This window comes from Thermus igniterrae ATCC 700962 (assembly GCF_000376265.1).
GTDB classification, from domain to species: Bacteria; Deinococcota; Deinococci; order Deinococcales; family Thermaceae; genus Thermus; species Thermus igniterrae.
The window spans coordinates 1-23,817 of record NZ_AQWU01000044.1 but is presented as its reverse complement, the minus strand read 5'-3'; the positions used below and the strand labels follow the sequence as shown (position 1 = coordinate 23,817).

Sequence of the window (23,817 nt, the reverse complement as noted above, 5' to 3'; positions counted from 1 at the left end):
GGCGGCTTTTGAACCTGCGGCGGCGGGGGAGAGGTGCGTACCGGAGGCTTTTGGGGCGGCGGTGGGAGCTGGAGACGGTCTTTGGTCTGCTGAAGGGGCCGATGGGGCTGGTGGGGGCGGNGGGGNGGGNACGGGGGCTGAAGGCGGTGGCCCTGCAAGTGGAAGCTTGGGTGATGGCCTGGAGCGTGGTGGCCCAGCTTCTTGGGCAGGCGGGTCTGCCCATCACCCGGGTGTTGCGGGCGGTGGCGTGAGGTGAGTACGCAGGTGAATATCCGAAAAGGGGGATTTTTGTGTTAAACTCCCTCCATGCTAGCCCAGGTGCGAAGCTACACCCTCTTCGGCCTGGACGCGGTTCCCGTCACCGTGGAGGTAGATGTTAGCCCCGGCCTGCCCTCCTACGCCCTGGTGGGCCTACCGGACAAGGCGGTGGAGGAGAGCCGGGAGCGGGTGCGGGCGGCCCTGAAGAACGCCGGCTTCCCCTACCCCCAGGCCCGGGTGGTGGTGAACCTGGCCCCGGCGGAGCTTAGGAAGGAGGGTAGCCACTTTGACCTGCCCATCGCCCTGGGCCTCCTGGCGGCCCAGGGGGTGGTGCCCCTCGAGGCCCTCTCCCCCTTCGCCGTGGCCGGGGAGCTGGGCCTGGACGGGAGCCTGCGCCCGGTGCCGGGGGCGGTGAACCTGGCCCTGGGGGCCCTGGCGGAAGGGCGCAGGCTCCTCCTGCCCATAGAGAACGCCCAGGAAGGGGCCCTGGTGGAGGGGGTGGCGGTGTATGGGGCAAAGGACCTGCGGGAGGCCGTGGCCTTCCTGCGGGGCGAGGAGGCCCTGGCCCAGGCCCGGCCCCAGGACCCCTTGGAGGAGGCGAACACCCTTTTGGACCTGCGGGACGTGAAGGGCCAGGCTAAGGCCAAGCGGGCCCTGGAGATCGCCGCCAGCGGCCACCACCATCTCCTCCTGGTGGGAAGTCCGGGCTCGGGCAAGACCATGCTGGCCCGGCGCCTCCCCCACCTGATGCCGCCCCTCACCCCCGAGGCCGCTCTGGAAGCCACCCGCATCCACTCCGCCGCCGGCCAGGCCCTGAGGGGGCTCATCCGCACCCCTCCCTTCCGCGCCCCCCACCACACGGTGAGCTACGCCGGCCTCATCGGGGGCGGGGCCATCCCCAAGCCAGGGGAGGTCTCCTTGGCCCACCGGGGGGTGCTCTTCCTGGACGAGCTTCCCGAGTTTTCCCGGGATGCCCTCGAGGCCCTGCGCCAGCCCCTGGAGGACGGGGTGGTGACCATCGCCCGGGCCCGGGCCAGCCTCACCTTCCCCGCCCGCTTCCTCCTGGTGGCGGCCATGAACCCCTGCCCCTGCGGCTGGCACGGGGACCCCGAGCGCCCCTGCACCTGCACCCCCATCACCCGCCAGCGCTACGCCGACCGCATCTCCGGCCCCCTCCTGGACCGCTTTGACCTGGTGGTGGAAGTCCCCCGGCTTACCCCCGAGGAGCTCGCCCGCGCCCCGGAGGGGGAGTCCACCCTTACGGTGCGCCAGCGGGTGCTGGCCGCCCGGGAAAGGATGCTCGCCCGCCAGGGCCGGCCCAACGGGGAGCTCTCGGGCCGCGCCCTGCGCCAGCACACCGCGCTTTCCCCCGCCTCCCAGGCCCTCCTGCAGGCGGCCGCCAAGCGCCTGGCCCTCAGCGCCCGCGCCTACGACCGCATCCTCAGGGTGGCCCGTACCATCGCCGACCTGGCAGGTTCCGAGAGCATCCGGGAGGACCACCTGGCCGAGGCGCTCACCTACCGGCGGAGCCTGGGGTAAAGTTTGGCCACCTTTTGAGAACCTTCACACAGACGGTTCCCCTGGGCCCATGGGGGAAGGGTACATTGAGGTATGCCGGTTTACTCCTGAAGAGCGAGGCCTGATGGCCTCTAGCTTCACGGATCCAGGAAGTAGGGCTCAAGAGGCAAACCAGGAGGTGGTAGCAACTGGCCCTTAGGCGCCTCGCCAGGTTTTCCGGGCCGCCCCCCTCGAGGCCACCCTCCTGGTGGGCCTCCTGGCCGCAAGCGGCCTGATACCCGTGGGGGTGCTAAGCGCCACGCGGGCTTTGGTAGACGGTCTGGCCTATGCCCTGGGCAGCGGCCCCCTGAGCCCAGCCCTTCTCTGGCCGCTGGCAGGGCTGGCCCTGCGGTTTGCCCTGGACTTCCTCCTCACGCCCTGGTGGCCTACGTGCAGGGCTTGGCGAACGAGAAGCTCACGGCCCGGGTGCACCTGCTCCTGATGGAGAAGGTGGCCGGCATGCCCGACCTCACCCCCTTTGAAGACCCCTGCTTTCACGACGAACTCCATACGCCGAGCTTTGGCGGCTGCAGGCTGACTAGAGGCGGGGACAAACCGTTCTTGCCTTCAGACTCCGACCACCAGGCGGCCATAGGGGGCCAAGGCCCTGTCTGCGCTCACCAGCCTCAATCCCTCCACCATGGCCTGGGCTAGCAAAATGCGGTCAAAGGGGTCGCGGTGGTGCCAGGGCAGATCCCGCACGGCCATGGCGTGGACCGGGGTGATGGGTAGGTGGGTAAACCCCTGCGCCTCCACCACCTCCAGAAAACCCTCTGGCATCTGTAGCTTACCCAGGGAAACCTTTAGCGCCAGCTCCCAGGTGGTGGCAGCGCTTACAAAAACCTCATCCGCCCGCTCAATCAACCTGCGAGCCTTGGGGGAGAGTTTTTTGTCGTCAGAAAGCCACCACAGCACGATGTGGCTATCCAGAAGCAGGTTCAACCGAGCCCTCCTCCATCATCCGGGCCATCTCGGCATTGGGTTCATCAAAGTCCGGGGCCATCCAGACCTTCCCTTTCCAAACCCCAGGCACCCGCTTGGGCTTGGTGGGGGCCCCAGGCGGCACCAGCTTGGCCACCACCCGGCCATACCGGCCGATCCATATCTCCTCCCCCCGCTCAACCCGGGCGATCAACCGGGAGAGCTGGGCCTTGGCCTCGGCGATGCTGACCAGCTTTTTTCCCAAATGTTTGAGCTTGGGCATGGTGGGGACCCCTCCTAGGATAAAAGTTATGACCACATTTGGTCAACATTAATGGATGGCCCGGAAAGGGGTGCCGCTGATCCAGCCTCCCCCAGGGACTACGCGGGAACCTGGGCCGCCAGCCAAGGGATGAGGGCCTCCGCCGCCCCCCGGTTGGTGGCCAGGGGCACCCCGTGGACGTCGCAGACCCGGAGGAGGGCCTGGACATCCGGCTCGTGGGGCTGGGCAGTGAGGGGGTCGCGGAAGAAAAGGACGGCCAGCACCCGCCCCTCCGCCACCCGGGCCCCGATCTGCTGGTCCCCCCCCAAAGGCCCCGAGAGCACCCGCTCCACAGGAAGCCCCGTGGCCTCGGCGATGCGCTCCCCCGTGGTGCCCGTGGCCAGGAGGGGAAAGCGGGCCAAAAGGTCCCGGTGGCGCTGGCAGAAGGCCACCATCTCCGCCTTCTTGGCATCGTGGGCGATGAGGGCCAGGGCCTTCATGGGGAGATTGTATGCTCTCCCCATGGACTACGCGCCCGACCTGGCCTTTTTGGAAAGCCTCCTTCTGGCCGTGGGCCCCTCGGGGTTTGAGGGGGAGGCGGCTGCGGTCTTCCTGGAAAGGGCCAAGGCCTTTGCCCAGGTAGAACGGGACCGCCACGGCAACGCCTACGCCCACCTCAACCCCGGGGGCAGGCCCAAGGTGCTCCTCCTAGGGCACATGGACGAGATTGGGGTAATCGTGAGCCACGTGGAGGAGGGGGGCTTCCTGCGCCTCAAGCCCCTGGGGGGCTGGGACCCCCAGGTCCTGGTGGGCCAGCGCCTCAGGTTTTTGGGCAAACGGGGGCACGTGCTGGGGGTAGTGGGCCGCAAGGCGGTGCACGTGCTCAAGGAAAGGGAGCGCAAGGAGGCGGTGGCCCTGGAGGACCTCTTCGCGGATATCGGGGCGAAGGACCGGGAGGAGGCCCTGGCCCACCTCGAGGTGGGAGCGGTGGGTGTCCTGGACCAGGCCCCCCAGTGGCTTCTGGGGGAGAGGCTGGTCTCCAAGGCCCTGGACAACCGCCTGGGGGCCTTCGTGGTCCTGGAGGCCCTGCGCCTCCTCCAGGGGCGCACCCAGGCGGAGGTGGTGGCGGTGGCCACGGTGCAGGAGGAGATTGGGGCCTTCGGGGCCCGCACCGCCGCCTTCCGCGAGGCCCCCGACCTGGCCCTGGTGGTGGACGTGCACCACGACGGCACCACCCCCGGGATGGACAAGGCCCGGGTGGGGGAGGCGGCTTTGGGCAAGGGGGTGGTGCTGGACACCGGCCCCTTCGTGGACCGGGAGGTCTTCCTGGGCCTGCGGCAGGCGGCGGAGGCCGAGGGCATCCCCTATGTGCTCCACGCCCACGGCCGCTTCTCCGGCACCGACGCCGACGAGGTGGCCAAGGTGCGGGAGGGCATCCCCACGGGCATCCTCTCCATCCCCCTGCGCTACATGCACTCCCCGGTGGAGATGGTGGACTTCCAGGACGTGGAGCGGGCGGTGCGGCTTCTGGCCGCCTACGTGGCCCGGCTTTAGGGGGTGGGCATGGAAGGCGGCCTCACCTTCAAGGAAGCCCAACGGCTGGTGGACGAATGGATTGGCCAGTTCAAGGAGGGCTACTTCCCTCCCCTCCTCATGCTGGCCCGCCTCACCGAGGAGCTGGGGGAGGTGGCCCGGGTCCTGGCCCACCGCCACGGCAAGAAGCCCAAACCCGGGGAGGAGGAAGGGGACTTGAGCATGGAGCTGGCCGACCTCCTCTTCGTCCTCCTCTCCCTGGCCAACCGGGAGGGGATTGACCTGGAGGAGGCCTTCCTGAAGGCCATGGCCAAGTACCGCTCCCGGGATGGCGGGCGCTGGACGAAAAAAGAATGAGGCCCCCGCCGGTGCTGAACGTGGGCTACCGCTCCACTAACTACTGGCTGGTGGGGGAAGGCCCGAAGCGCCTCCTGGTGGACCTGGGCTGGCCCGGGACCCTGGGGGCCCTGAGGATGGCCCTGCGCCGAGCTGGGGTGGGCCTGGAGATGGTGGGCTACGGCCTGGCCACCCATTACCACATAGACCATGCCGGCCTGGCCCAGGAGCTGAAGGAGGGGGGGATGACCCTGCTGGTCATGGAAACCCAGGTGGCGGCCATCCCCGAGATGGGGCGCTGGGCCAAGCCCCAAGACGGCTACCGGGAGGTCCGGCCCGAGGGAAACCGGATTCTGGGCTTCGGGGAGAGCCGGGCCTTTCTGGAGGCCTTGGGCATCCCCGGGGAAATCCTCCCCACCCCCGGGCACACCGGGCACTGCGTGAGTCTCCTTCTGGAGGATGGCCGGGCCTTCACCGGCGACCTGCCTCCCGAGGAGGGAGCCTGGGACAACCCCCTGGCGCTCCAGAGCTGGGCCCTCCTGCGGGCCCGGGGGGCCAGGTGGGTTTACCCGGGGCATGGGCCGGTGCGCCCCCTAGAATAAGCCCATGGAGAATGCCCTCCTCGAGGCCCACGGGCTTCACAAGCGCTTCGGGGCCCTGGAGGCCGTGAGGAACGTGAGCCTCTCCCTTCGCCCCGGGGAGGTCCTGGCCTTCTTGGGCAAGAACGGGGCCGGCAAGACCACCACGGTGAAGATCCTCTCCAGCCTCCTCCTTCCCGACCGGGGGGAGGTGCGCCTCCTGGGGAAAGACCCCTTCAAGGACCCCTGGGCCCTGCGCCACCTGGGAGCGGTGCTGGAGGGCAACCGCAACGTGTACTGGCGGCTTACCCCCTTGGAGAACCTGGTCTACTTCGGGGTGGCCCGGGGGCTCTGTCTGGCCTCGGCCCGGAAGCGGGCCCTGGCCCTTTTGGAGGAGTACGGCCTCCTGGAAAAGGCCCAGGTGGAGGTGCGCCACCTCTCCCGGGGCATGCAGCAGAAGCTGGCCCTCCTCCAGGCCCTCATCCACGACCCCGAGGTCCTCCTCCTGGACGAGCCCACCCTGGGCCTGGACGTGGAAACCGCCCTTTTGGTGCAGGAAAAGGTGCGGGCCCTGGCCCGGGCGGGCAAGGCCCTTCTCCTCACCACCCACCAGCTGGAGGTGGCCGAGGCCCTGGCCGACCGGGTGGCCATCATCCACCGGGGGGAGGTGGTGCTGGTGGAGGACAAGGAACGCCTTCTGGCCCGCTTCGCCGGGAACCACTACGTGCTGGAGCTGGAGTCCTCTCCCCCTCCCGCGGTCCTGGCCCGGCTCCGGGCCCTGGGGGTGGAAGGGGAGGGGCCCTTCCTCTTCCGGGGGGACGGGGAGGCCCTCTGGCAGGTGCTGGAGGCCTTAAGGCCCCTCCCCCTCCGGCGGGTGGCCCGGGCGGAAGCGGACCTCCTGGAGGTCTTCTTGAAGGTGGTGGGCCATGCTTGAGCTTTTCTTGGTGGAATTCTGGAGAAACCTCCTGAGCCTGCGCCGCTACCCCATGGAGCTCCTGGGCGGGGTGGTCACCCTGAGCCTCATCTTCTACCTCCTCTTCCTGGGGGCCCGTTTCCTGGCTGGGCCCGGGGCGGAGTTTGGCGGCAGGCTGGAGGCGGTCCTGGTGGGCTACCTCCTCTGGACCTTCACCCTCTTCGCCTACAACAGCCTCTCCTTCGGCCTCATGGAGGAGTCCCAGACAGGCACCCTGGAGCAGGTCTTCCTCACCCCCTATGGCCCCATCCCCCTCTTCCTGGTGCGCAACCTGGCGGGGCTTTTCACCCAGGGGATTCTGGTCTTCCTCATCGCCCTGGTGCTCATGGCCCTCACCGGGGCCAGGCTCTCCTTCGCCCCCCTGGTGGTCCTACCCTTTCTGGCCGTGCTCCTGGGGGGGTACGGCCTGGGCTTCGCCATGGGGGCCCTAGCCCTCCTCTACAAGCGCATCGGGCAGCTCCTGGGCCTCTCCCAGTTCCTCCTCCTCTTTCTCCTCCAGGCCCCAGGAGGCTTCCCCTTCTCCCTGCTGCCCCTGGCCCCCGGGGCGGCCCTGGCCCGGGGGATGCTGGCGGAAGGCGCACCTTTAGAGGCCAAAGCCCTCCTTCTCGCCTTCCTGAACGGCCTCCTCTACCTGGCCCTGGGGCTTTTCCTCTTCCGAAAGGCGGTGGGCCGGGCCAAGCGGCTTGGGCTCCTCCATGGGTACTAGGGCCTTCCTCCTGGCCCTGGGGCCCGCCAGCGCCCTGGGCCTGGGGCGCTTCGCCTACGCCCTGGTCCTGCCCCTCATGCAGGCGGCCTGGGGCCTCTCCTACGCCCAAGGGGGGCTTCTGGGGAGCGCCAACACCCTGGGCTACCTCCTGGGGGCCCTCCTGAGCCACCGCCTCCTGGGGCAAGTAGGGTACCGCCGGGGGTTTTTCCTGGCCCTTCTCCTGCAGGGGGTTCTCCTGGGCCTCACCGGGCTTGGAGGGGTGGGCCTGGCCTTCGCCCTGAGGCTTTTGCAGGGGGTGCTGGGGGCCCTGGTCTTCGTGGGAGGGGCGGCCCTCCTCATGGCCCTGGGGCGATCGGGGCGGGTCCTGGGGGCCTACTACGGCGGAGTGGGCCTTGGGGTCCTCCTGGCTCCCTGGCTCCTCCTGGGGGCTTCCAACCCCGAAGGGGCCTGGATGCGGCTGGGCCTGGCCGCCCTCCTCCTGGCCCTCCCCAGCCTCCTGGCGGCCGGAGAACTCCGGGAGCCCCCGCCCCCCGCCCGGGGGGAAGGAAGCCTAAGGCCCATCCTCCCCCTCCTCCTGGCCTACGGGCTCTACGGGGCAGGGTACATCGGGTACATGACCTTCATCACCACCGCGGTGGGAAGCTGGACCCTCCTCTTCACCCTCCTGGGCCTGGGGGCCCTCCTCACCGGGCCCGTCTGGGGTCCCTGGGTGGAGCGGGTAGGGGGTGGACGGGGGCTTTACCACGTCCTCCTGGTCCTCCTCCTGGGAAGCCTGCCCCCCTTGGCCCTCCACCTTCCCGCGGCCAGTGCCCTCCTCTTCGGCCTGGCCTTTTTAGGGGTCATCACCGCCCTCACCCAGGCCTTCCGGGCGGAGCTGCCCCCCTCGGCCTGGCCCCGGGCCATGGGGCTTTCCACCGCGGCCTTCGCCCTGGGGCAGGCGGTGGGCCCAGCCCTGGCGGGCCTGGGGGCCGAGGCCCTGGGGCGGGGGGAGGGGGCGCTTTGGACCGCCAGCGCCCTTCTCCTCCTCGCCCTCCTCCCCGCCCGGCCTAAGGCTCAGAGGCCGTAGAGGGCGCGGTACTTGGCCTCCAGGTACTCCAGGAAGGGCCTGGCGCTGGGGGGTTCGCCGGTCACCCGCTCCACCAGGGCGCGGGGGCGGAAGCGGCTTCCCTGGGCGTGGATATGTTTCCGGCTCCAGTCCAGGAAGGGGGCGAACTCCCCCTGGCGGAACCTGGCCTCCAGGGAGCCCAGCTCCGCCTCGGCCCGCCGGAAGAACTGGGCCGCGTAGAGGTTCCCCAGGGTATAGGTGGGGAAGTAGCCGAAAAGCCCCCCGGACCAGTGCACGTCCTGCATGACCCCGTCCCGGTAGTCCTGGGGGGCCACGCCCAGGTGGGCCCGGTAGGCCTCCTCCCAGGCCCCGGGAAGGTCCTCCAGGGCAAGCTGGCCCCTGAAAAGGGCCATCTCCAGCTCCAGCCGCACCAGGATGTGGAGGTTGTAGGTGACCTCGTCGGCCTCCACCCGGATCAGGGAGGGGGCCACAGCGTTCACAGCCCGGTGGAAGTCCTCCAAGGAGACGTCAGCCAGGCTGGGGAAGAACTCCTGGGCCCGGGGGAAGAAGCGCTCCCAGAAGCCCAGGGAGCGGCCCACCAGGTTTTCCCAGGTGCGGCTTTGCGACTCATGGATGCCCAGGGAGACGGCCTCCCCCCGGGGGGTGCCCCAGTGCTCCTTGGGCAGGCCCTGCTCGTAGAGGGCGTGGCCCATCTCGTGCAGGGTGCCGAAGATACCCGCGTTGAAGAAGTCCTCAAAGTAGCGGGTGGTGATGCGCACGTCCCCGGGCCCGATGGAGATCTCAAAGGGGTGGGCCGTGGGGTCCAGGCGGCCGGCCTCGAGGTCGTAGCCGCAGGCGGCCAGGAGCTCCAGGGCGAAGGCCCGCTGGGCCTCCTTGGGGTAGGGGCGGTGGAGGATGCGGGTGTCGGGCTGGGTGGCGCTCCCCAGGATGCGGTCCAGAAGCCCCTTGAGCCCGGCCTTCAGCTGGGCGAAGAGGGGCTCCAGGTCCCTAGCCCGCATCCCCGGCTCAAACCCGTCCAGGAGGGCATCGTACACCTCCCCATACGGGGGGTCCCCGGGGGCCGGGGGGAGGGCGTAGAGGATTTGCGCCTTCTCCCGGGTGAGCTCAAAGACCCGGCGCAGGTAGGGCAAGAAGCCCTGCCAGTCGTTGCGGGGCCGGGCCTCCTCCCAGAAGCTCTCCCCCTCGCTCTGGGCCTGGGCCAGCTCCACCGCCAGCCTTTCGGGGATGGCCCGGGCCCGCTCGTAGGCCTGCCGCCACTCCCGCACGTTCACCGCGGCGTCGGAAAGGGGGTCCTGCACCAGGGGGCTTCCCTCCACCTGGGCCAGCCACTCCCCGATGCGGGGGTCGGTCATGCGGGCGTGAAGGAGGCGGGCCAGGGCGGCCATCTGCCGCGCGCGGTGCTCGTGGCCCTTCTTGGGAATCATGGTGCGCTGGTCCCAGGCGGCCAGGGCCCCCAGGGAGGCCAGGTAGGCGGTCTCCTTTTGGAACTCCAGGAGGTTTTGGTAGGCGGTTTCCGGACTCACGGGGGCATCATACTCCTCGCCCCCCCGGGTCGGTGTGGGGCTTGGGCCAATAAAATGCGGGCCATGTGGCCCCTCTTCGCCCTGGTCCTCGGCCTGGTGGTGGGCTCCTTCCTGAACGTGGTCATCCACCGCCTCCCCAAGGGGGAGTCCATCGTCTTCCCCCCCTCCCGGTGCCCCCAGTGCGGCCACCGCCTGGGCCCTTTGGACCTGGTCCCCGTCCTCTCCTACCTGGCCCTTAGGGGGCGGTGCCGATACTGCGGGGGGAGGGTGAGCCCCCGCTACCCCCTGGTGGAAGGGCTCACCGGGGTGGCCTTCCTCCTGGCGGCCCTCTTCTATGGGCCTGGCCTCGAGGCCCTCCTGGTCTTCGCCTTCCTGGCCTTCCTCATCGCCCTGAGCTTCATTGACCTGGACACCTACGAGCTCCCCGACGCCCTCACCTACGGCCTCCTCCTCCTGGGCCTCCTCAGCGCCTACGCCCTCGCCTTCCCCCTCCCCTTCCGGGAGAGCCTGGACGGGGCCCTCCTGGCCGCGGGGGGGCTCGGCCTGGTGGCCGGGTACGGCAACCTCTTCCTCCGGCGCTTCCGCGAGGGGCGGGCCGAGGTGCCCGTGGGCCCCCACCAGGTGCACATGGCCGCCCTCCTGGGTGCCCTCCTGGGCCCGGGGGTGGGGATGGCCCTGGCCTTCCTGGCCTGGGGGCTTTCCGCCCGCACGGGCCGGCCCGTGGTCCTCCCCGACCGCCTTACCCTGCCCCTCCTCCCCCTGGCCCTCCTCCTTGCCCCCTACCTGGGGGCCTCCTTCCTCGAGGCCCTAAGGGGTAGCCTCCTGGCCGCCGGGGGGCTGGCCCTGGCCGGGGGGCTTTACTGGGCCTTCCGCCCCGCACCCCCTGAGGAAGAGGAGGAGCCGGTGGCCATGGGCTACGGGGACGTGAAGCTTTTGGGCGCCCTGGGGGCCTGGCTCGGCCCCTACGCCTTTTTGGCCCTCTTCCTGGGGGTCTTCGCCGGGGCCCTCTTCGGCCTCCTCCTTCGCCAGCGCAAGCTCCCCTTCGGCCCCTTCCTGGCCCTGGGGGGGGTGGTGGTCCTCCCCTTCGGGGAGGCCCTCTGGACGGGGTATCTCCGCCTTCTGGGCATTTGAACAGGAAAGGTGGATTTCCCCTGCTAGGCTGGAGACCTAACAGGGATGGGGGGCAAGCCCCTCCTCCCGAAGGAGGGACCATGGGACGTGGTCTGAAGTGGGTTCTGGCGGCCTTGGGACTCGCGGTTCTGGCCTTGGGCCTGTACCTCTGGGCCTCCCCTTACCTCTTCCTCCGCTCCCTGCAGGCGGCCATCCTCCAGGGGGACAAGGTGAGGCTGGAGCGCCTGGTGGACTTCCCCCGGCTCCGGGAGGGGCTTAAGGCCCAGCTCCAGGCCAAGCTCCTGCAGGAGACCCAGAAGGAGGCGGAGACCAACCCCTTCGCCGGGCTGGCCTACCTCCTGGTGGCGGGGATGGTGGATCCCCTGGTGGACCTCCTGGTGAGCCCCGAGGGGTTCGCCGCCCTGGGCACGGGGGCCGAGCCCGGAGAGGCGCCCAAGGAGGAGGTGAAAAGCTGGCGGCTCCGGTACCAGGGCTTCCAGACCGCCTACCTCTACCACCCCCAGGACCCGCAAAGCCGGCTCTACCTGGAGCGCCAGGGGCTTTGGGGCTGGAAGGTGGTGCGCATGGAAATCCCCCTGGACTAGGGCGTATCCTGGGCCCCATGGAGCTTACGGAAGTCCTTGCCCGAAGGCGTAGCACCAGGCGCTTCAAGCCCCTCCCCATCCCCGAGGCGGACCTGGAGAAGCTCCTCTTTGCCCTGCAGCGGGCCCCTACCGACGCCAGCGCCCAGCTCTACTCCGTCATCCGGGTGCAGGACCCCACCCTCCGCGACCAGGTAGCCCGGCTCTCCGGGGACCAGGAGCACATCCGGCAGGCGGCGGAGTTTTTCGTCTTCCTGGCCGACGTGCACCGCCTGGAAAGGCTCCTGGCCCACCGGGGAGAGAGGATGGCCCGCTGGCCCCGCACCGCTTTGCACTTCGCCATCCTGGACGCGGGCATCGCCGCCAGCTACCTGGCCCTCACCGCCGAGGCCCTAGGCTACGGGGTCTGCTTCATCGGGGGCGTGCTGAACGGGATAGAGGCCCTCATCCCCCTCCTGGAACTTCCCCCCGGGGTGCTGCCGGTGGTGGGCCTGGCCGTGGGGGTGCCCGACGAGGAAGGGCCCCCCAGGCCCAGGCTACCCCGGCGGCTGGTGGTGCACCAGGACCGCTACCGCCCCTACCGCGAGGAGGACCTGGAGGCGGGCTTCCAGGCCATGGCCCCCTACAGCCGGGTGGGGGACTGGGGGCGGGTCCTTAGGCGCTACTTCGCCCAGGGAGGGACCATGGAGGAACGGGAAGGCCCCTACGGGCGGGCGGTAAGCCGCCAGGGCTTTGACCCCGACCTGCCCCCCGGGGCCGCCTTCTACTCCCTGGGAGGGCTTTTGGCCGAGGCCCTGGGCGAGGCCCGGGGGGTGCTTTTCCGCCCAGGGGAGGCCTGGCTGGAACGGGAGGCCGAGGCCTTTCGCGGGGAGGGAAGCCCAGGGGAGGCCCTCCTCCAGGCCCTGGCCAAGGCCCGGGGGGAGGTCAGGGACTGGCCCTAGGGACCCTTCCTCGCCTCCGGGGCCACCCGCCGGGCCCCCCGGAAGGTCTTCCGGTAGAAGGGGGCCTCGAGGCTCTCAATCACCACCCGGCTCCCGTAGCTGCTGGCGTGGGCGAAGACCCCGCGCCCCAGGTAGAGGCCCACGTGGTCCACGTCCTTGCCCCCGAAGCTGAAGAAGACCAGGTCCCCCGGGCGCAGGGCCTCGGCGGGAGGCAGGGCCTGGTACTGCTCCCGGGTGGTGCGGGGCAGGGCCACCCCCAGCTCGGCGTACACCTGGGCCACGAAGGCCGAGCAGTCCAGGGAAAGGGGGGAGTTGGCCCCGTACTTGTAGGGCACCCCCAGGTAGCGCACCACGGCCTTCACCAGGGGGCTTTCGGGGTCCAGGCCCTCCTCCCCTTCGGGAGGGGGTGTTCCCCCGGCCCCTTCCGGCCTGGGCGCCGGGCCGGCCCCGGGAAGCCGCAGCACCTGCCCCACCTTGAGCTCCGGGGAGGAAAGCCCGTTGAGGCGCATGAGTTCTTCCACCGTGGTGCCGTAGCGCCGGGCCAGGGAGAAGAGGGTGTCCCCGGGGGCTACCACGTGGGTGGCCGCCTTGTCCGGCAGCCTCAGCACCTGTCCCGGCTGGATGAGAAAGCCCTCCAGCCCGTTGAGGCGCATCAATTCCTCCACCGTGGTGCCGTACCGGCGGGCGATGGAAAAAAGGGTGTCCCCCGGGGCCACGGTGTGGGTCTGGGCCAGGGCCAGCCCCCCGAGGAGCACCCCCAGCATCCAGGCGCGCATGGAAACATCTTAGGCCCAACCCCCCCTCGGGTACCTCTTGGCCTTCCCAAACCGGTGTGCTACAATCCCGGGAGGCGGGGGCCGTTAGCTCAACTGGCAGAGCACCGGTCTCCAAAACCGGGGGTTGGAGGTTCGAGTCCTTCACGGCCCGCCAGATGGCCCTTCGGGGCCTTTTTTGCTTATGGGCGCGTACCAAGTCCTCATCGTGGGCGCAGGGTTTGCCGGCAGCGAGGCCGCCTACCGCCTGGCCCGGGCCGGGGTGCGGGTGGGCCTCCTCACCCAGAGCCTGGACTCGGTGATGATGCCCTTCCTTCCCCCCAAGCCTCCCTTCCCCCCAGGAAGCCTCCTGGAGCAGGCCTACGACCCCGGGGACGAGAGGCTTTGGGCCTTCCACGCCCGGGCCAAGTACCTGCTGGAGGGGGAGAAGAACCTGCACCTGTTCCAGGCCACCGCCACGGGCCTCCTCCGGGAAGGGGAACGGGTGGTGGGGGTGGACACCTGGGAGGGGCCTTCCGTGGCGGCAGACCGGGTGGTGCTGGCGGTAGGGAGCTTCCTGGGGGCCAGGCTCCACCTGGGGGAGGTGGAGGAGGAAGCGGGCCGGCTTTCCGAGGCCAGCTACCCCGACCTCTTCCAGCACCTCCTGGACCTGGGCTTCCGCTTTCTCCCCCGGGAGGCCAGCGTGCCCGAGACCCCCAGCACCCCGGGCTATCGGGTGCGCTACCACGCCTTCCACCCCGAGGAGTGGGAAGAGGCCACCTTCCGCCTCCCCCGCCTTAAGGGGCTCTACGCCGTGGGGCTATGCGTGCGGGAGGGTCCCTATGCCCTGATGAGCCAAGAAGGCCTCCGCCTGGCGGAGCACCTTCTCCATGAGCTTGGGTAGGGGCCTCTCCCTGGGGTCCTCCCCCTCCCCGTCCCAGGGGGCCACGTAGACCCGCACCCGAAGCCGGCGGTGGGTGAGGGCGTGGACCACCTCCCCCGCCTCCAGGGGCCGCACGCCCCAGGCCTGGACCCGTTGGGGCAGGGCCTCGAGGGGAAAGAGGGGCACGCCGTAAAGCCCTGGAAAGCGTCCCGTGAGCCTCTCCAGATAGACCCCCTGCCGCCCCCAGAGGACCAGGGCCGCAAGCCGCTCCTCCCGCACCTCCCGCCGCCTGGCCCCGGGGTAGCGCCCGGGGTCCTCCCGGCCCCGGCAGAAGGGAAGCAGGGGGCAGGAGGGGCATGCCGGCCCTCGAGGCCGGCAGACCGTGGCCCCCAGCTCCATCACCGCCTGGTTCCACTCCCCGGGGTCCTCGGGGGGCACAAGCCCCTGGGCCAGGGTCCAGACGGCCTTGGGGGAGGGGTTTTCCAGGGCGTACAGGCGGGAGATCACCCTCCTGACGTTGCCGTCCACGGCCGCCACCCGTTCCCCGAAGGCCATGGAGGCCAGGGCCGCCGCGGTGTAGGGCCCGAGGCCGGGGAGGCGGCGGAGGGCCTCGTAGCCCTGGGGCAGGGCCTCCACCTCCCGGGCCAGGCGGTGGAGGTACACCGCCCGGCGGTAGTACCCCGCCCCCTGCCACACCCAAAGCACCTCCTCCAAGGAGGCCTCCCCCAGGGCCCGCAGGGTGGGAAAGCGCTCCAGGAAGCGGCGGTAGTAGGGGATGGCCTGCTCCACCCGGGTCTGCTGCAAGAGCACCTCCGCCACCAGGATGCGGTAGGGGTCCCGCTCCCCCCGCCAGGGGAGGGGGCGGCGGTTGGCCCGGTACCAGGCGAGGAGGGCCTCCTGCAGGGGCTTCACGGCAGGGGAAGGGGGCCTCGGAAGAGGCGGCGGTGCTCCACCATGAGGCAGCGGTCCGCCACCACCCAAAGCCCCGCCTCCCGCAGGGCGGCCTCAAACTCCGGGTGGCGGATGCCGGACTGCAACCAGACCAGGCCCGGGCGCAGGGCCAGGACCTCCGCCAGGTGGCCCATGAGGGCCTCCGGGGGGCGGAAGACGTCCAGGATGTCCACGGGGCCCGAAAGCTCCCCCAGGCTCCCCACCACCCTCTGGCCGAAGAGCTCCTCCCCGGCGAAGCGGGGGTTCACGGGGAGGACGCGGTAGCCCTGCTCCCAAAGGTAGCGGGGCACGTAATAGGCGGGGCGGGCCGGGTCCTTGTGGGCCCCCAGGACAGCCACGGTGCGGGCCCTTTCCAGGTAGGTCTTGAGCTCGGGGTCCTTCATGGGCGGTAGTCCAGGGGCCTCAGGTAGAACTCCCCGATGGCGGTGGAGGAGAGGAGGGCGGCGGTGGGCAGGGCCCGCTTCCAGTGGGTGCGGTTCACCCGCTCCTTGACCCGGCGGATCTCCTCCTCCGTGTACCCCAGGGCCAGGAGGTAGGCGTCGGAGTAGCCCTTGAGGTAGTGCTCCAGGATGACGTCCGCCCGGAGGTAGCGCACCCCCAGGTCCTCCTCGTCCGTCTGGCCGGGGATGAGGTCGGCGGTGGGCACCTTGCGCACCACCACCTCCGGCACCCCCAGGTAGCGGGCCAGGCCCCAGACCTGGGTCTTGTACAGGTCCCCCAGGGGGTTCAGGGGCGGGGAGTCGTCCCCATGCCAGGTGTAGTAGCCGAAAAGCCGCTCCGTCTTGTTGCCCGTGCCCAGGGGAAGGGCGCGGTAGGCCTCCGCCTTGTCAAAGAGGACCATCATGCGGGCCCGGGCCATGAGGTTCCCCTTGCGATGGGGGGTGAGGTCCGGGGTCTGGGCGGCGTACCCCTCCACCATGGGGGTGATGTCCACCTCCTCCAGCCGCACGCCGAAGGAACCCGCCACCAGGTGGGCGTGCTCCCGGGAGAGGGGGCTGCTCTGCCGGTGGGGCAGGAAGAGGGCGTGGACCCCCTCAGGCCCCAAGGCCCGCACCGCCAGGGCCAGGGTGGTGGCGGAGTCCACCCCCCCGGAGACGGCCACGATGGCCTTATCGTAGCCGCGCCAGGCCAGTTCCTCCCGCAGGAACCGGGTGAGGAAGTCGGCCACCAGGGCCCAGTTGAGCTCCAGGGTCTCCCCGGGTTTGGGGGCCTCCAGGATCCTCATGGCACCTCCTTTGCCAGAACCCGCTCCAGGTCGGGGAGGAGGAGGGGCAGAGCGGCCTCGAGGTCGGAGAGGAGGGGGCTGTCGTAGCGCACCGGGGGGATGCGCTCCCGGTCCAGGGTGAAGAGGAGGGCCGCCTCCTCAAAGAGGGGGGCCTCGGCCAGGAGCCGCCCCTCGGGGCCCACCACCAAACTCCCCCCGCTCATGCCCTTCCCCGCCTCAAACCCCACCAGGCTGGCCAGGACCACGTAAAGCCCGTGCTCCGCCGCCACCGCCCGGGCCAGGGTGCGCCAGCGCTCCACGTTCTCCGGCCTTTCCCCCTGGAAGCCCCGGGCCGGGCTGGCCGCGGGCACATAGATCACCTCCGCCCCGTCCAGGGCGGCGATGGCCCCGGTGATGGAGTGCCAGAAGTCCTCGCAGATGAGGATGGCCGCCCGGCCGAAGCGGGTGTTGAAGGCCTCCACCCGCCGCCCCCGGGCCAGGTAGCGCTCCTCGTCAAAGACACCGTAGGTGGGGAGGAAGACCTTGCGGTGGACATGGACGATGCGGTGGGGGAGTTCCAGGTAGGCGGCGCTGTTGTAGTAGGCCCCCTCGTCCCGCTCGTAAAAGCCCACCACCACGTCCAAAAGCCCCTCCCAGGCTAGCTCCTTGTGCACCTGGGAGAGGAGCTCTAAAAGCTCAAAGCGGGTGAGGGCCAGCTCCCTCACCCCCCCCTGGAGGAAGTAGCCGGTGAGGGCGGTCTCGGGAAGGACCACCACCTCGGGGGCCTGGGGGCGGAGGGCCTCCAGGTGGGCCCGAAGCCGGGCCAGGCTTTCCCTGAGCCGGGACTTCTCCGGCCGGAACTGCAGGATCACGTGCCGCGCCACGCCCTTATCCTACCCCCAGCCCAGGCCCCCTCCCCGTGGGCTAGCCCACCCCCAGGTAGAGCCGGGGGTCGGCTTCGGGAAAGGGGTTGTCCTGTTCCTCCAAGACCCTAAGCTCCTCGGGGGAAAGGTCCTGGAGGAGGCGGAAGAAGGCCGCGGCGTGGCCCTGGTAGCGCTCCTTGGCGTAGGCTTCCGCCTGGCCGGTGTCTATGAGGAAGGGCCAGTCGGAGGCCTCGAGGAGGAGAAGCTCCCGCATGGCCTGCTGCAGGACCCGGGAGGGAAGCCCCCCCCGGCGCACCGCCTCCCGCATGGCCCCTTCCGCCCGGTAGACCGTGCGCCAGTAGTCCAGGGTCTTCTCGTTGAGCCAGACCCGGTGGTCCCCACCCCGGCCCCAGGAGCCCTCAGGCAGGGCGGTGCGCACCGCCTTGCCCTGCACCGCCTCCTTGGCCGTCACCGCCTCTACCCCTTCCGCCCGGGCCAGGAGGCGGAGCACCTCCTCCAGCCAGGCCACCCCCTCGTACCACCAGTGGCCGAAGAGCTCGGCGTCGTAGGGGGAGAGGATCACCCCCTCGGGATGCGCCCGGGCCAGGCGCTCCACCAGGCCCACGAAGTGGGCCGCGTGCTCCTTCACCTTGGCGAAGGCCAGTTCCGGGTCGTAGGGGGCCTTTTGGGAGAGGTCCGCCTGGCGGTGGGTCACCCGCCAGTGGTGGAGGCCGGAGAGGGGGTCCTTGCGGTGGAACTCCCGGTAAAGCCCCTCCCCGGGGTAGCCGTGGTCCGCGCTCCACACCTGGAGGGCCGTCTCCTGGTTGCGGGCAAGAACCCTAAGGCCCGAGGCCAGCTCGTGCACGTAAAAGGTAGCCTCGGCGCTGGGCACCGGGCCCAAGGAGGCCTCCCCATAGGGGGAAAGGGGCTCCCCGCCCTGGACCAGGTGGGCGTCCACAAAGGTGTAGCGGATGCCCGCCCGCATGAGCACCTCGTCCACCCCCGCCCGCAGGCCCTCCGGGGCCCCTTCCACCGGGGGCCGCCAGGACCCCCGGGGGCGGTAGGCCATCTCGGGGAGCCAGTAGCCCGTGGGGTCCTTGGCGAAGTGGCGGCGGTAGGTGGCCACCCCGGTCTTCACCTGGGCCCAGAGGGCCTCCTCGTAGCCCAGCAGGGGGGAGTAGCCGTGGGTGGCGCTGGAGGTGATGAGCTCCACCTGCCCCCGGTCCTGGGCCCGGCGGAAGGCGGCGAGGAGGTCCCCCCCCAGGTGGTGGAAGTGGTCCAGGGTAAGCTCCCAGAAGGCCACCTGGTGGCGGGCGCTCTTCTCCAGCTCCGTGCCCCCATAGCGCAGGTAGTCGCCCTGGGCCCGGGCCAGGCGGTCCTTGGCGTAGGCCAAAAACCCCTCCTTGATCCGCGCATCCCCCAGCTGCTCCGCCAGGATGGGGGTGATCCCCAGGGTGAAGCGGGCCTCCACCCCTTCTTGGCACAGGCGCTCCAGGGCCCGGAGGAGGGGGAGGTAGGTCTCGGCCATGGCCTCGTAGAGGGTCTCCTCCCCGAAGGGCCACATGCCGTGGGCCCGCACGTAGGGGAGGTGGGCGTGGAGGACCAGGGCGAAGCGCGCCATGGCCCTAGCGTACCACGGTGCCTTCCCCGGCCAGGGCCCTCCGGATGGGGGCTTCCACCCGGCCATCGGCGAAGATCACCCGGCCCACCCCACCCCTCACCGCTTCCACTGCCCCCATCACCTTGCGCTTCATGCGGCCCTGGGCCAGGGCCAGGTACTCGGGGTCCTCCACCCGATCCACGGGGATCTCCCGCACCAGGCTGGCCTCGTCCGGGTAGCGGGCGAGAAGGCCCGGGACGTTGGAGAGGTAGACCAGGGCCTCGGCCCCGTAGCTGACGGCCAGGAGAGCCGCCACCGCATCCCCATCGGTGTTGATGGCCTCCCCCTCGTAGCTCAGGGCCGGCGGGGTGATCACCGGCAGGTAGCCCTTTTCCAGAAGAAGGTCCAGAAGCTCGCGGTTCACCCGTTCCACCGTGCCGGTGTAGTCCCCGCGGTGGATCTTCACCTTGCCGTCTTCCACGTACTTCACCGCGGTCTTGCGGCGGCCTTCCAGGAGCCTCCCGTCCACCCCGGAAAGCCCGATGGCGTTCACCCCCTCCTGCTGGAGGCGCTCCACCAGGCGCTTGTTCACCAGACCGCAGTAGACCATGAGGAAGATGTCCAGGGTCTTGGGGTCCGTGAGGCGGCTCACCTGGCCCCCGGGATGGGTGAGGAAGCGGGGCGGGTGGCCCAGGGCCTCGGCCACCTGGTTGGTCATGGCGCTTCCCCCGTGGACCAGGAGAAGGCGCACCCCTTCCTTCCAAAGCTGGGCGGCATCCCTGGCCACGGCCCCGTAGTCTATGCCCTCGGCGCCTCCCACCTTAACCACGATCACCGCGCACCCCCTAGGGATGGAGCCCGGGGAAGTCCAGGCCCAGGGTCTCCGACCAGCCCAGGCGCACGTTGAGGGCCTGGAGGGCGTGGCCGGCGGTGCCCTTCACCAGGTTGTCTATGGCCACCATGACCACCAGGCGTCCGGTGTCCTCCTCCAGCTCAAAGCCGATGTCCGCGTAGTTGGTCCCCTGGACAAAGCGGGGGTCGGGGTAGCGGTGGATGCCCTTCTTCTGCTTGACCAGGCGGACGAAAGGCTCCCCGCCGTAGGCCTCCCGGTAGGCCTGCCACACGTCCCGCTCGCTCCAGCCGTCCTGCAAAAAGGCCTGGGCGGTCATGAGGATGCCCCGCACCCGGTCGGTGGCGATGGCGGTGAGGTGCACCTCGGGCCGGCCCGGGAGGTTTTCCACCACCTCCGCGGTGTGGCGGTGGCCGGTGGGCTTGTAGACCCTGAGGGAGCCTGCCCTCTCCGGGTGGTGGCTGGCGGGGGTGGCCTCGGCCCCCCCGGCGGAGGTGGAGATGAGGAGGGTGACGAAGATGGGCCCGGGCTTCAGCACCCCTCCCTTGAGGAGGGGGTAGAGGCCCAGGAGGGTGGCGGTGGCATTGCAGCCGGCCCCCGCCAGCCAGTCCGCCTCCCGGATGGCCTCGCGGTGGAGCTCAGGGATGGCGTAGACGAAGCGGCCCAGCAGCTCGGGCCGGGGGTGCTCCCCGTAGTACTTGCGGTAGAGGTCCAGGCTCCTCAAGCGGAAGTCCGCGGAGAGGTCCACCAGGATGGGGGCCAAGGCAGCGTAGCGGTCAAACTCCCGGGCCAAGACCCCGTGGGGCAGGGCCAGGACCAGGATGTCCGCAGGCTCCAGGGCCTCAGGGGGCACGAACTTCAGGCTGGTCCGGCCCCGCAGGTTAGGGTGGACGAAGTGGACCGGCTCCCCGGCGAAGCGCCTCGAGGTCACCTGCCTCACCTCCAGGTGGGGATGGGCCAGGGCCAGGCGCAAAAACTCCCCCCCCGCGTACCCGGAAGCCCCCACGATGGAAAGGGTCTTCCTATCCACGGGCCACCTCCCAGGCGTAGCGCAGGATCTCCCCCGGGATGTCCACCCCGGTGGTGTGCACGGAGTTCTTGAACTCCATGGTGTGGTTCACCTCGTTCACCAGAAGACCCCTCTCCGACTCAAAGAGGTCGATGGCCACCACCCCGCCCCCCACTGCCTCCGCGGCCCGCACGGAAAGCCCGGCGATCTCCTCCGTGAGCGGGCAGTTCTCCGCCTGGCCGCCCCGGGCGGTGTTGGTGATCCAGTGCTGGCTGCGGCGGTAGATGGCGGCGATGGCCCGCTTTCCCACCACGAAGACCCGGATGTCCCGGCCCGGCTTCTTCACGTACTCCTGCAGGTAGAGGAGCTGGTGCTGGAACCCTCCCAGGACCTCCTTGTGCTCCAGGATGGCCTCCGCCGCCTCGCGGTCGGTGATCTTGGCCAAGAGGCGGCCCCAGCTCCCAATGACGGGCTTGAGCACCACGGGATAGCCCCAGGCCTCCATGAGCCTTAGCGCCTCCTCCGCTTCGGTGAGGAGGGCGGTCTTGGGCTGGGGGAGCCCAGCCCGCTCTAAGGCGGTGCTGGTGGCCCACTTGTCCCCGCAGGTCTCAATGACCTCGGGGCGGTTGACCACGGGGATGCCCAAGGCGGTGAGGTAGCGGGCCACCGCCAGGCCCCGGCTCTGGCTCACGCACCGCTCCAGGGCTACGGTGACCCCCTCCAGCTCCTTGGGCCTTTCCCCCAGGACCATGCGCAGGGCTGGGGCGTAGACCTTTTTGTGGGGGATGCCCAGGGCCTCCGCCCGTTCAAAGAGCATCTTCTCGTCGGGACGGATGCGGTCGTAGAGGATGGCAAGCATGGCTTTCCCTAGGGATACCGACCGGGCTAAAGCCCGGTCGGGACCGCCCATGGGGCCTAGGGGTCACTCCCCCCAGTCCTCCGCCTCTTCCGGGGCGGGCTCGAGGCGCACGGGGTCCAGCCCCACCACCTCCAGCTCCGCGCCGCAGTCCTCGCACACCACCAGCTCGCCCAGCTCCGGGCTTTCCAGGGTAAGTTCCGCACCGCACTCAGGGCAGGTCGCTACCATTCCTCGTCCTCCTCTTCCACCTCGCTCCAGTCAGGGACAAAGTTGAAGCCGCACTCGGGGCACTGCACCGCCTCCCCCTCTTCCTCCTCGGACACCTCAAAGGTGTGGCCGCAGCGGGGGCAGTCCACGAAGAAGCCTTCCAGCCCCTCCTCCACCGCCTCCACCTCCAGGGGGTCCAGGGAGACCACCTCCAGGTAGGCCCCGCAGGCCTCGCACTCCAGCACATCCCCCACCTCGAGGGTCTCCAGGTCCTCGGCCGCCACCAGGCTGGCCTCACCGCACGCCGGACAGACGATCTCCAGGTCCTCCATGGGTCCAGTCTACTCCCCTGGGAAGCGGCCGTGCTTCTTGTAGTAGTCCAGCAGGGAACCCTCCCGGAGGGCCTCCAGGAGGAAGGGGGGCGGGGGACGGAGCTGGAAGCGCTCCGCCCCCCGGACCAGCACCCCCCGCTCCAGGTCCAGTTCCACCTCGTCGCCGTCCGCTAGCGCATCCACCACCTCCTCCGCCTCAAAGGGCACGATGCCCAGGTTGACCAGGTTGCGGAAGAAGATGCGGGCGTAGCTCTTGGCGATCACCGCCCGCACCCCCAGGCGCTTCAGGGCCTCCGGGGCGTACTCCCGGCTGGAACCCAGCCCCGCATTCCTGCCGAAGACCAGGATGTCCCCGGGCCGCACCTCCTTGGCGAACTCCGGGCGCAGGTGGGCGAAGGCGAAGGTGGGAAAGCGGTCCTCCCCCACCATGAAGGGGGCGTACTTGCCGGGAAGGATGTCGTCGGTGTTGATCTGGTCGCCGAACTTCCAGACCCTAGGCATGGGTTTCCTCCAGTTCCTCCGGGGTGGTAAGGTAGCCCGCCACCGCGCTGGCCGCCGCCACCCGGGGGCTGACCAGGTAGATTTCCGCGTCCGGCGCCCCCATCCGCCCCCGGAAGTTGCGGTTGGAGGTGGACACGCACACCTCCCCCGGGGCCAAGACCCCCATGTGCCGCCCCATGCAGGGGCCGCAACCCGGGGTGCCGATGGTGGCCCCCGCCTCCAGGAGGGTGAGGAGGGTGCCGTCCCGGGCGGCCTCCTCCAGCACCTCTGAGCTGGCGGGGATGACGAGAAGGCGCACCCCGGGGGCCACCTTCCGCCCCTTGAGCACCTCGGCCGCCGCCCTCAGGTCCTCAATGCGCCCGTTGGTGCAGGTGCCGATGAAGACCTGGTCCACCCGCTTGCCCTTCACCTCGGCCACCTCGTGCACGTTGTCCACGAAAAAGGGCACGGAAACCCGGGGGGTGAGGCGGGTGAGGTCAATCTCCACCTCCTGCACATAGGTGGCGTCGGGGTCGGGGTAGAGCCAGTCCGGCACCCGGTAAAGCTCCAGGACCTCCCCCGAGGGCACCACCAGCCCCGCCTTGGCCCCGGCCTCCACCGTGAGGTTGGCCAGGGTCATCCGCTCCCCGCGGGAAAAGGCCTCCGCCCCGTCCTGAAGGTGGATCTCCACCGCCATGTAGGTGGCCCCTTCGGCGGTGAGGCGGCGCACCATCTCCAGGGCGGCGTCCTTGGCCGTCACCCCGGGGGGAAGCTGGCCACGGAAGACCACCTTTACGCTCTCCGGCACCCTAAGCCAGGTGCGCCCCGAGGCGGCGGCCAGGGCGATGTCCGTGGCCCCCATGCCGGTGCCGAAGGCCCCCACCGCCCCGTAGGTGGTGGAGTGGGAGTCCGAGCCCACCACCACCCAGCCCGGCTGGGCCAGGCCCTCCTCCACCAGGACCTGGTGGCAGACCCCCCGGCCCACGTCAAAGACCCGGATGCCGTGGCGCCGCCCCCACTCGCGGATCTCCTTCTGGGCCTTGGCCACCTCCAGGTTGGCCGCGGGAGCCACGTGGTCGATGACGATGGAGACCCGCTCGGGGTAGCGGGGGGTGGCCTCCAGGTACTCCAGGCGCTTGAAGAAGCTCCCGGCAATGGAGTCCACCACCATCACCTGGTCCACCTCCACCACCACCAGCTCCCCTGCCCGCACCTCCCTCCCCGCCTTACGGGAGAGGATCTTTTCCGCTAGCGTCTGTCCCACAGGCACCTCCTGTACTGAGGGTATGCCCAAGTACACCGCCCTCCTCTGTCCAGACCCGGAAACCCCTGGGGTCTGGATCGCCGAGTTCCCCACGGTGCCTCTCGGCCCCAGCCCCGGGGAGGCCCTGGCGCTCGTCCTGGCCTTCCTGAAGGCCCAGGGCAGGCCGCTTCCCCCCGACGTGCAAGCGGTAGAGGTAG

General features: G+C 70.2%; 28 protein-coding genes and 1 tRNA gene. 12 read left to right on the top strand and 17 right to left on the bottom strand.

The window, feature by feature from the left end:
- Positions 1–306 precede the first annotated feature (306 nt).
- Positions 307–1,797, top strand: coding sequence for a YifB family Mg chelatase-like AAA ATPase (locus B128_RS0102640; RefSeq protein ID WP_018110733.1), 1,491 nt, complete (start codon positions 307–309; stop codon positions 1,795–1,797).
- Between the two features lie 585 nt (positions 1,798–2,382).
- On the opposite strand, the gene B128_RS0102635 is transcribed toward B128_RS0102640, so the two are convergent.
- The 3 genes from B128_RS0102635 to mgsA form a co-directional block, all read right to left on the bottom strand.
- Positions 2,383–2,757: a type II toxin-antitoxin system VapC family toxin gene (locus B128_RS0102635; RefSeq protein WP_018110732.1), complete on the bottom strand. Its 375-nt coding sequence runs from the start codon at positions 2,755–2,757 to the stop codon at positions 2,383–2,385.
- Positions 2,738–3,019 carry a type II toxin-antitoxin system Phd/YefM family antitoxin gene (locus B128_RS0102630; RefSeq protein ID WP_018110731.1) on the bottom strand — a complete coding sequence of 94 codons (282 nt, stop codon included), beginning with the start codon at positions 3,017–3,019 and terminating at the stop codon, positions 2,738–2,740. Before B128_RS0102630 ends, B128_RS0102635 begins: the two co-directional genes overlap by 20 nt.
- Positions 3,020–3,117: 98 nt before the next feature.
- Positions 3,118–3,498 carry a methylglyoxal synthase gene (gene mgsA, locus B128_RS0102625; protein WP_018110730.1) on the bottom strand — a complete coding sequence of 127 codons (381 nt, stop codon included), beginning with the start codon at positions 3,496–3,498 and terminating at the stop codon, positions 3,118–3,120.
- Between the two features lie 22 nt (positions 3,499–3,520).
- Between mgsA and B128_RS0102620 the strand changes: the two genes are divergently transcribed.
- From B128_RS0102620 to B128_RS0102595, 6 genes are read left to right on the top strand one after another with little or no spacing between them, the layout of a single operon-like run.
- A complete protein-coding gene (locus B128_RS0102620; RefSeq protein ID WP_018110729.1) occupies positions 3,521–4,552 on the top strand; it encodes a M20/M25/M40 family metallo-hydrolase in 1,032 nt (343 codons plus the stop codon).
- 9 nt (positions 4,553–4,561) lie between these two features.
- Positions 4,562–4,888, top strand: coding sequence for a nucleotide pyrophosphohydrolase (locus B128_RS0102615; RefSeq protein ID WP_018110728.1), 327 nt, complete (start codon positions 4,562–4,564; stop codon positions 4,886–4,888).
- Positions 4,885–5,469, top strand: a complete 585-nt coding sequence (locus B128_RS0102610; RefSeq protein WP_040683559.1) for an MBL fold metallo-hydrolase — start codon at positions 4,885–4,887, stop codon at positions 5,467–5,469. Before B128_RS0102615 ends, B128_RS0102610 begins: the two co-directional genes overlap by 4 nt.
- A gap of 4 nt (positions 5,470–5,473) precedes the next feature.
- Positions 5,474–6,379: an ABC transporter ATP-binding protein gene (locus tag B128_RS13320; protein ID WP_018110726.1), complete on the top strand. Its 906-nt coding sequence runs from the start codon at positions 5,474–5,476 to the stop codon at positions 6,377–6,379.
- Positions 6,372–7,124 carry a hypothetical protein gene (locus B128_RS0102600; protein WP_018110725.1) on the top strand — a complete coding sequence of 251 codons (753 nt, stop codon included), beginning with the start codon at positions 6,372–6,374 and terminating at the stop codon, positions 7,122–7,124. Before B128_RS13320 ends, B128_RS0102600 begins: the two co-directional genes overlap by 8 nt.
- Positions 7,114–8,190, top strand: coding sequence for a YbfB/YjiJ family MFS transporter (locus B128_RS0102595; RefSeq protein ID WP_018110724.1), 1,077 nt, complete (start codon positions 7,114–7,116; stop codon positions 8,188–8,190). The genes B128_RS0102600 and B128_RS0102595 overlap by 11 nt, the downstream gene beginning before the upstream one ends.
- Here B128_RS0102595 and B128_RS0102590 read toward each other — a convergent pair.
- Positions 8,178–9,713 carry a carboxypeptidase M32 gene (locus B128_RS0102590; protein ID WP_018110723.1) on the bottom strand — a complete coding sequence of 512 codons (1,536 nt, stop codon included), beginning with the start codon at positions 9,711–9,713 and terminating at the stop codon, positions 8,178–8,180. The genes B128_RS0102595 and B128_RS0102590 overlap by 13 nt on opposite strands.
- Positions 9,714–9,776: 63 nt before the next feature.
- Here B128_RS0102590 and B128_RS0102585 point away from each other — a divergent pair, with 63 nt between their 5' ends.
- The 3 genes from B128_RS0102585 (at position 9,777) to B128_RS0102575 (ending at position 12,366) form a co-directional block, all read left to right on the top strand.
- Positions 9,777–10,844: a prepilin peptidase gene (locus B128_RS0102585; RefSeq protein ID WP_018110722.1), complete on the top strand. Its 1,068-nt coding sequence runs from the start codon at positions 9,777–9,779 to the stop codon at positions 10,842–10,844.
- 80 nt (positions 10,845–10,924) lie between these two features.
- Complete coding sequence (locus B128_RS0102580) at positions 10,925–11,428, top strand: DUF2939 domain-containing protein (protein WP_018110721.1); 504 nt, start codon at positions 10,925–10,927, stop codon at positions 11,426–11,428.
- Positions 11,429–11,445: 17 nt separating this feature from the next.
- Positions 11,446–12,366 (top strand): nitroreductase family protein, encoded by a 921-nt coding sequence (locus B128_RS0102575; RefSeq protein WP_018110720.1) that lies wholly within the window; start codon positions 11,446–11,448, stop codon positions 12,364–12,366.
- On the opposite strand, the gene B128_RS0102570 is transcribed toward B128_RS0102575, so the two are convergent.
- The gene (locus tag B128_RS0102570) at positions 12,363–13,142 is read right to left on the bottom strand and encodes a C40 family peptidase (protein WP_026174967.1); all 780 of its coding nucleotides are present in this window, start codon (positions 13,140–13,142) and stop codon (positions 12,363–12,365) included. The two genes, B128_RS0102575 and B128_RS0102570, sit on opposite strands and share 4 nt — an antisense overlap.
- A 78-nt stretch (positions 13,143–13,220) precedes the next feature.
- On the opposite strand from B128_RS0102570, the gene B128_RS0102565 reads away from it, so the two are divergent.
- A tRNA-Trp gene (locus tag B128_RS0102565) sits at positions 13,221–13,296 on the top strand.
- Positions 13,297–13,323: 27 nt separating this feature from the next.
- Positions 13,324–14,022, top strand: coding sequence for an FAD-dependent oxidoreductase (locus B128_RS0102560; RefSeq protein WP_026174966.1), 699 nt, complete (start codon positions 13,324–13,326; stop codon positions 14,020–14,022).
- Here the strand turns inward: B128_RS0102560 and B128_RS0102555 are convergent.
- The 12 genes from B128_RS0102555 to B128_RS0102500 form a co-directional block, all read right to left on the bottom strand.
- Entirely contained in the window at positions 13,939–14,913 is a 975-nt protein-coding gene (locus tag B128_RS0102555; RefSeq protein WP_018110718.1) for an A/G-specific adenine glycosylase, read from the bottom strand. The two genes, B128_RS0102560 and B128_RS0102555, sit on opposite strands and share 84 nt — an antisense overlap.
- Entirely contained in the window at positions 14,910–15,335 is a 426-nt protein-coding gene (locus tag B128_RS0102550; protein ID WP_018110717.1) for a CoA-binding protein, read from the bottom strand. Before B128_RS0102550 ends, B128_RS0102555 begins: the two co-directional genes overlap by 4 nt.
- Complete coding sequence (locus tag B128_RS0102545) at positions 15,332–16,177, bottom strand: NAD+ synthase (RefSeq protein WP_018110716.1); 846 nt, start codon at positions 16,175–16,177, stop codon at positions 15,332–15,334. Before B128_RS0102545 ends, B128_RS0102550 begins: the two co-directional genes overlap by 4 nt.
- The gene (locus tag B128_RS0102540; protein ID WP_026174965.1) at positions 16,174–17,040 is read right to left on the bottom strand and encodes a nitrilase-related carbon-nitrogen hydrolase; all 867 of its coding nucleotides are present in this window, start codon (positions 17,038–17,040) and stop codon (positions 16,174–16,176) included. The genes B128_RS0102545 and B128_RS0102540 overlap by 4 nt, the downstream gene beginning before the upstream one ends.
- Positions 17,041–17,080: 40 nt before the next feature.
- Positions 17,081–18,640: a 1,4-alpha-glucan branching protein gene (locus tag B128_RS0102535; protein WP_018110714.1), complete on the bottom strand. Its 1,560-nt coding sequence runs from the start codon at positions 18,638–18,640 to the stop codon at positions 17,081–17,083.
- A gap of 4 nt (positions 18,641–18,644) precedes the next feature.
- A complete protein-coding gene (locus B128_RS0102530; protein ID WP_018110713.1) occupies positions 18,645–19,454 on the bottom strand; it encodes a [LysW]-aminoadipate kinase in 810 nt (269 codons plus the stop codon).
- Positions 19,455–19,464: 10 nt separating this feature from the next.
- The gene (argC, locus tag B128_RS0102525; protein WP_018110712.1) at positions 19,465–20,499 is read right to left on the bottom strand and encodes an N-acetyl-gamma-glutamyl-phosphate reductase; all 1,035 of its coding nucleotides are present in this window, start codon (positions 20,497–20,499) and stop codon (positions 19,465–19,467) included.
- A complete protein-coding gene (lysX, locus tag B128_RS0102520) occupies positions 20,492–21,337 on the bottom strand; it encodes a lysine biosynthesis protein LysX (RefSeq protein ID WP_018110711.1) in 846 nt (281 codons plus the stop codon). Before lysX ends, argC begins: the two co-directional genes overlap by 8 nt.
- 63 nt (positions 21,338–21,400) lie before the next feature.
- Positions 21,401–21,565, bottom strand: a complete 165-nt coding sequence (gene lysW / locus B128_RS0102515; protein WP_018110710.1) for a lysine biosynthesis protein LysW — start codon at positions 21,563–21,565, stop codon at positions 21,401–21,403.
- Complete coding sequence (locus B128_RS0102510; RefSeq protein WP_018110709.1) at positions 21,559–21,876, bottom strand: zf-TFIIB domain-containing protein; 318 nt, start codon at positions 21,874–21,876, stop codon at positions 21,559–21,561. The genes lysW and B128_RS0102510 overlap by 7 nt, the downstream gene beginning before the upstream one ends.
- Positions 21,877–21,885: 9 nt before the next feature.
- Positions 21,886–22,377, bottom strand: a complete 492-nt coding sequence (locus tag B128_RS0102505) for a LeuD/DmdB family oxidoreductase small subunit (protein WP_018110708.1) — start codon at positions 22,375–22,377, stop codon at positions 21,886–21,888.
- Positions 22,370–23,620 carry a 3-isopropylmalate dehydratase large subunit gene (locus tag B128_RS0102500; protein ID WP_018110707.1) on the bottom strand — a complete coding sequence of 417 codons (1,251 nt, stop codon included), beginning with the start codon at positions 23,618–23,620 and terminating at the stop codon, positions 22,370–22,372. The genes B128_RS0102505 and B128_RS0102500 overlap by 8 nt, the downstream gene beginning before the upstream one ends.
- Positions 23,621–23,817: the final 197 nt, after the last annotated feature.

What these genes read in the sequence shown, in the direction of transcription:
- B128_RS0102640 (WP_018110733.1), top strand. Translation starts at nt 307, where the DNA reads ATGCTAGCCCAGGTGCGAAGCTACACCCTCTTCGGCCTGGACGCGGTT.
- B128_RS0102630 (WP_018110731.1), bottom strand. Translation starts at nt 3,019, where the DNA reads ATGCCCAAGCTCAAACATTTGGGAAAAAAGCTGGTCAGCATCGCCGAG.
- mgsA (WP_018110730.1), bottom strand. Translation starts at nt 3,498, where the DNA reads ATGAAGGCCCTGGCCCTCATCGCCCACGATGCCAAGAAGGCGGAGATG.
- B128_RS0102620 (WP_018110729.1), top strand. Translation starts at nt 3,521, where the DNA reads ATGGACTACGCGCCCGACCTGGCCTTTTTGGAAAGCCTCCTTCTGGCC.
- B128_RS0102615 (WP_018110728.1), top strand. Translation starts at nt 4,562, where the DNA reads ATGGAAGGCGGCCTCACCTTCAAGGAAGCCCAACGGCTGGTGGACGAA.
- B128_RS0102610 (WP_040683559.1), top strand. Translation starts at nt 4,885, where the DNA reads ATGAGGCCCCCGCCGGTGCTGAACGTGGGCTACCGCTCCACTAACTAC.
- B128_RS13320 (WP_018110726.1), top strand. Translation starts at nt 5,474, where the DNA reads ATGGAGAATGCCCTCCTCGAGGCCCACGGGCTTCACAAGCGCTTCGGG.
- B128_RS0102600 (WP_018110725.1), top strand. Translation starts at nt 6,372, where the DNA reads ATGCTTGAGCTTTTCTTGGTGGAATTCTGGAGAAACCTCCTGAGCCTG.
- B128_RS0102595 (WP_018110724.1), top strand. Translation starts at nt 7,114, where the DNA reads ATGGGTACTAGGGCCTTCCTCCTGGCCCTGGGGCCCGCCAGCGCCCTG.
- B128_RS0102585 (WP_018110722.1), top strand. Translation starts at nt 9,777, where the DNA reads ATGTGGCCCCTCTTCGCCCTGGTCCTCGGCCTGGTGGTGGGCTCCTTC.
- B128_RS0102580 (WP_018110721.1), top strand. Translation starts at nt 10,925, where the DNA reads ATGGGACGTGGTCTGAAGTGGGTTCTGGCGGCCTTGGGACTCGCGGTT.
- B128_RS0102575 (WP_018110720.1), top strand. Translation starts at nt 11,446, where the DNA reads ATGGAGCTTACGGAAGTCCTTGCCCGAAGGCGTAGCACCAGGCGCTTC.
- B128_RS0102570 (WP_026174967.1), bottom strand. Translation starts at nt 13,142, where the DNA reads ATGCGCGCCTGGATGCTGGGGGTGCTCCTCGGGGGGCTGGCCCTGGCC.
- B128_RS0102560 (WP_026174966.1), top strand. Translation starts at nt 13,324, where the DNA reads ATGGGCGCGTACCAAGTCCTCATCGTGGGCGCAGGGTTTGCCGGCAGC.
- B128_RS0102550 (WP_018110717.1), bottom strand. Translation starts at nt 15,335, where the DNA reads ATGAAGGACCCCGAGCTCAAGACCTACCTGGAAAGGGCCCGCACCGTG.
- B128_RS0102545 (WP_018110716.1), bottom strand. Translation starts at nt 16,177, where the DNA reads ATGAGGATCCTGGAGGCCCCCAAACCCGGGGAGACCCTGGAGCTCAAC.
- B128_RS0102535 (WP_018110714.1), bottom strand. Translation starts at nt 18,640, where the DNA reads ATGGCGCGCTTCGCCCTGGTCCTCCACGCCCACCTCCCCTACGTGCGG.
- lysX (WP_018110711.1), bottom strand. Translation starts at nt 21,337, where the DNA reads ATGCTTGCCATCCTCTACGACCGCATCCGTCCCGACGAGAAGATGCTC.
- lysW (WP_018110710.1), bottom strand. Translation starts at nt 21,565, where the DNA reads ATGGTAGCGACCTGCCCTGAGTGCGGTGCGGAACTTACCCTGGAAAGC.
- B128_RS0102510 (WP_018110709.1), bottom strand. Translation starts at nt 21,876, where the DNA reads ATGGAGGACCTGGAGATCGTCTGTCCGGCGTGCGGTGAGGCCAGCCTG.
- B128_RS0102505 (WP_018110708.1), bottom strand. Translation starts at nt 22,377, where the DNA reads ATGCCTAGGGTCTGGAAGTTCGGCGACCAGATCAACACCGACGACATC.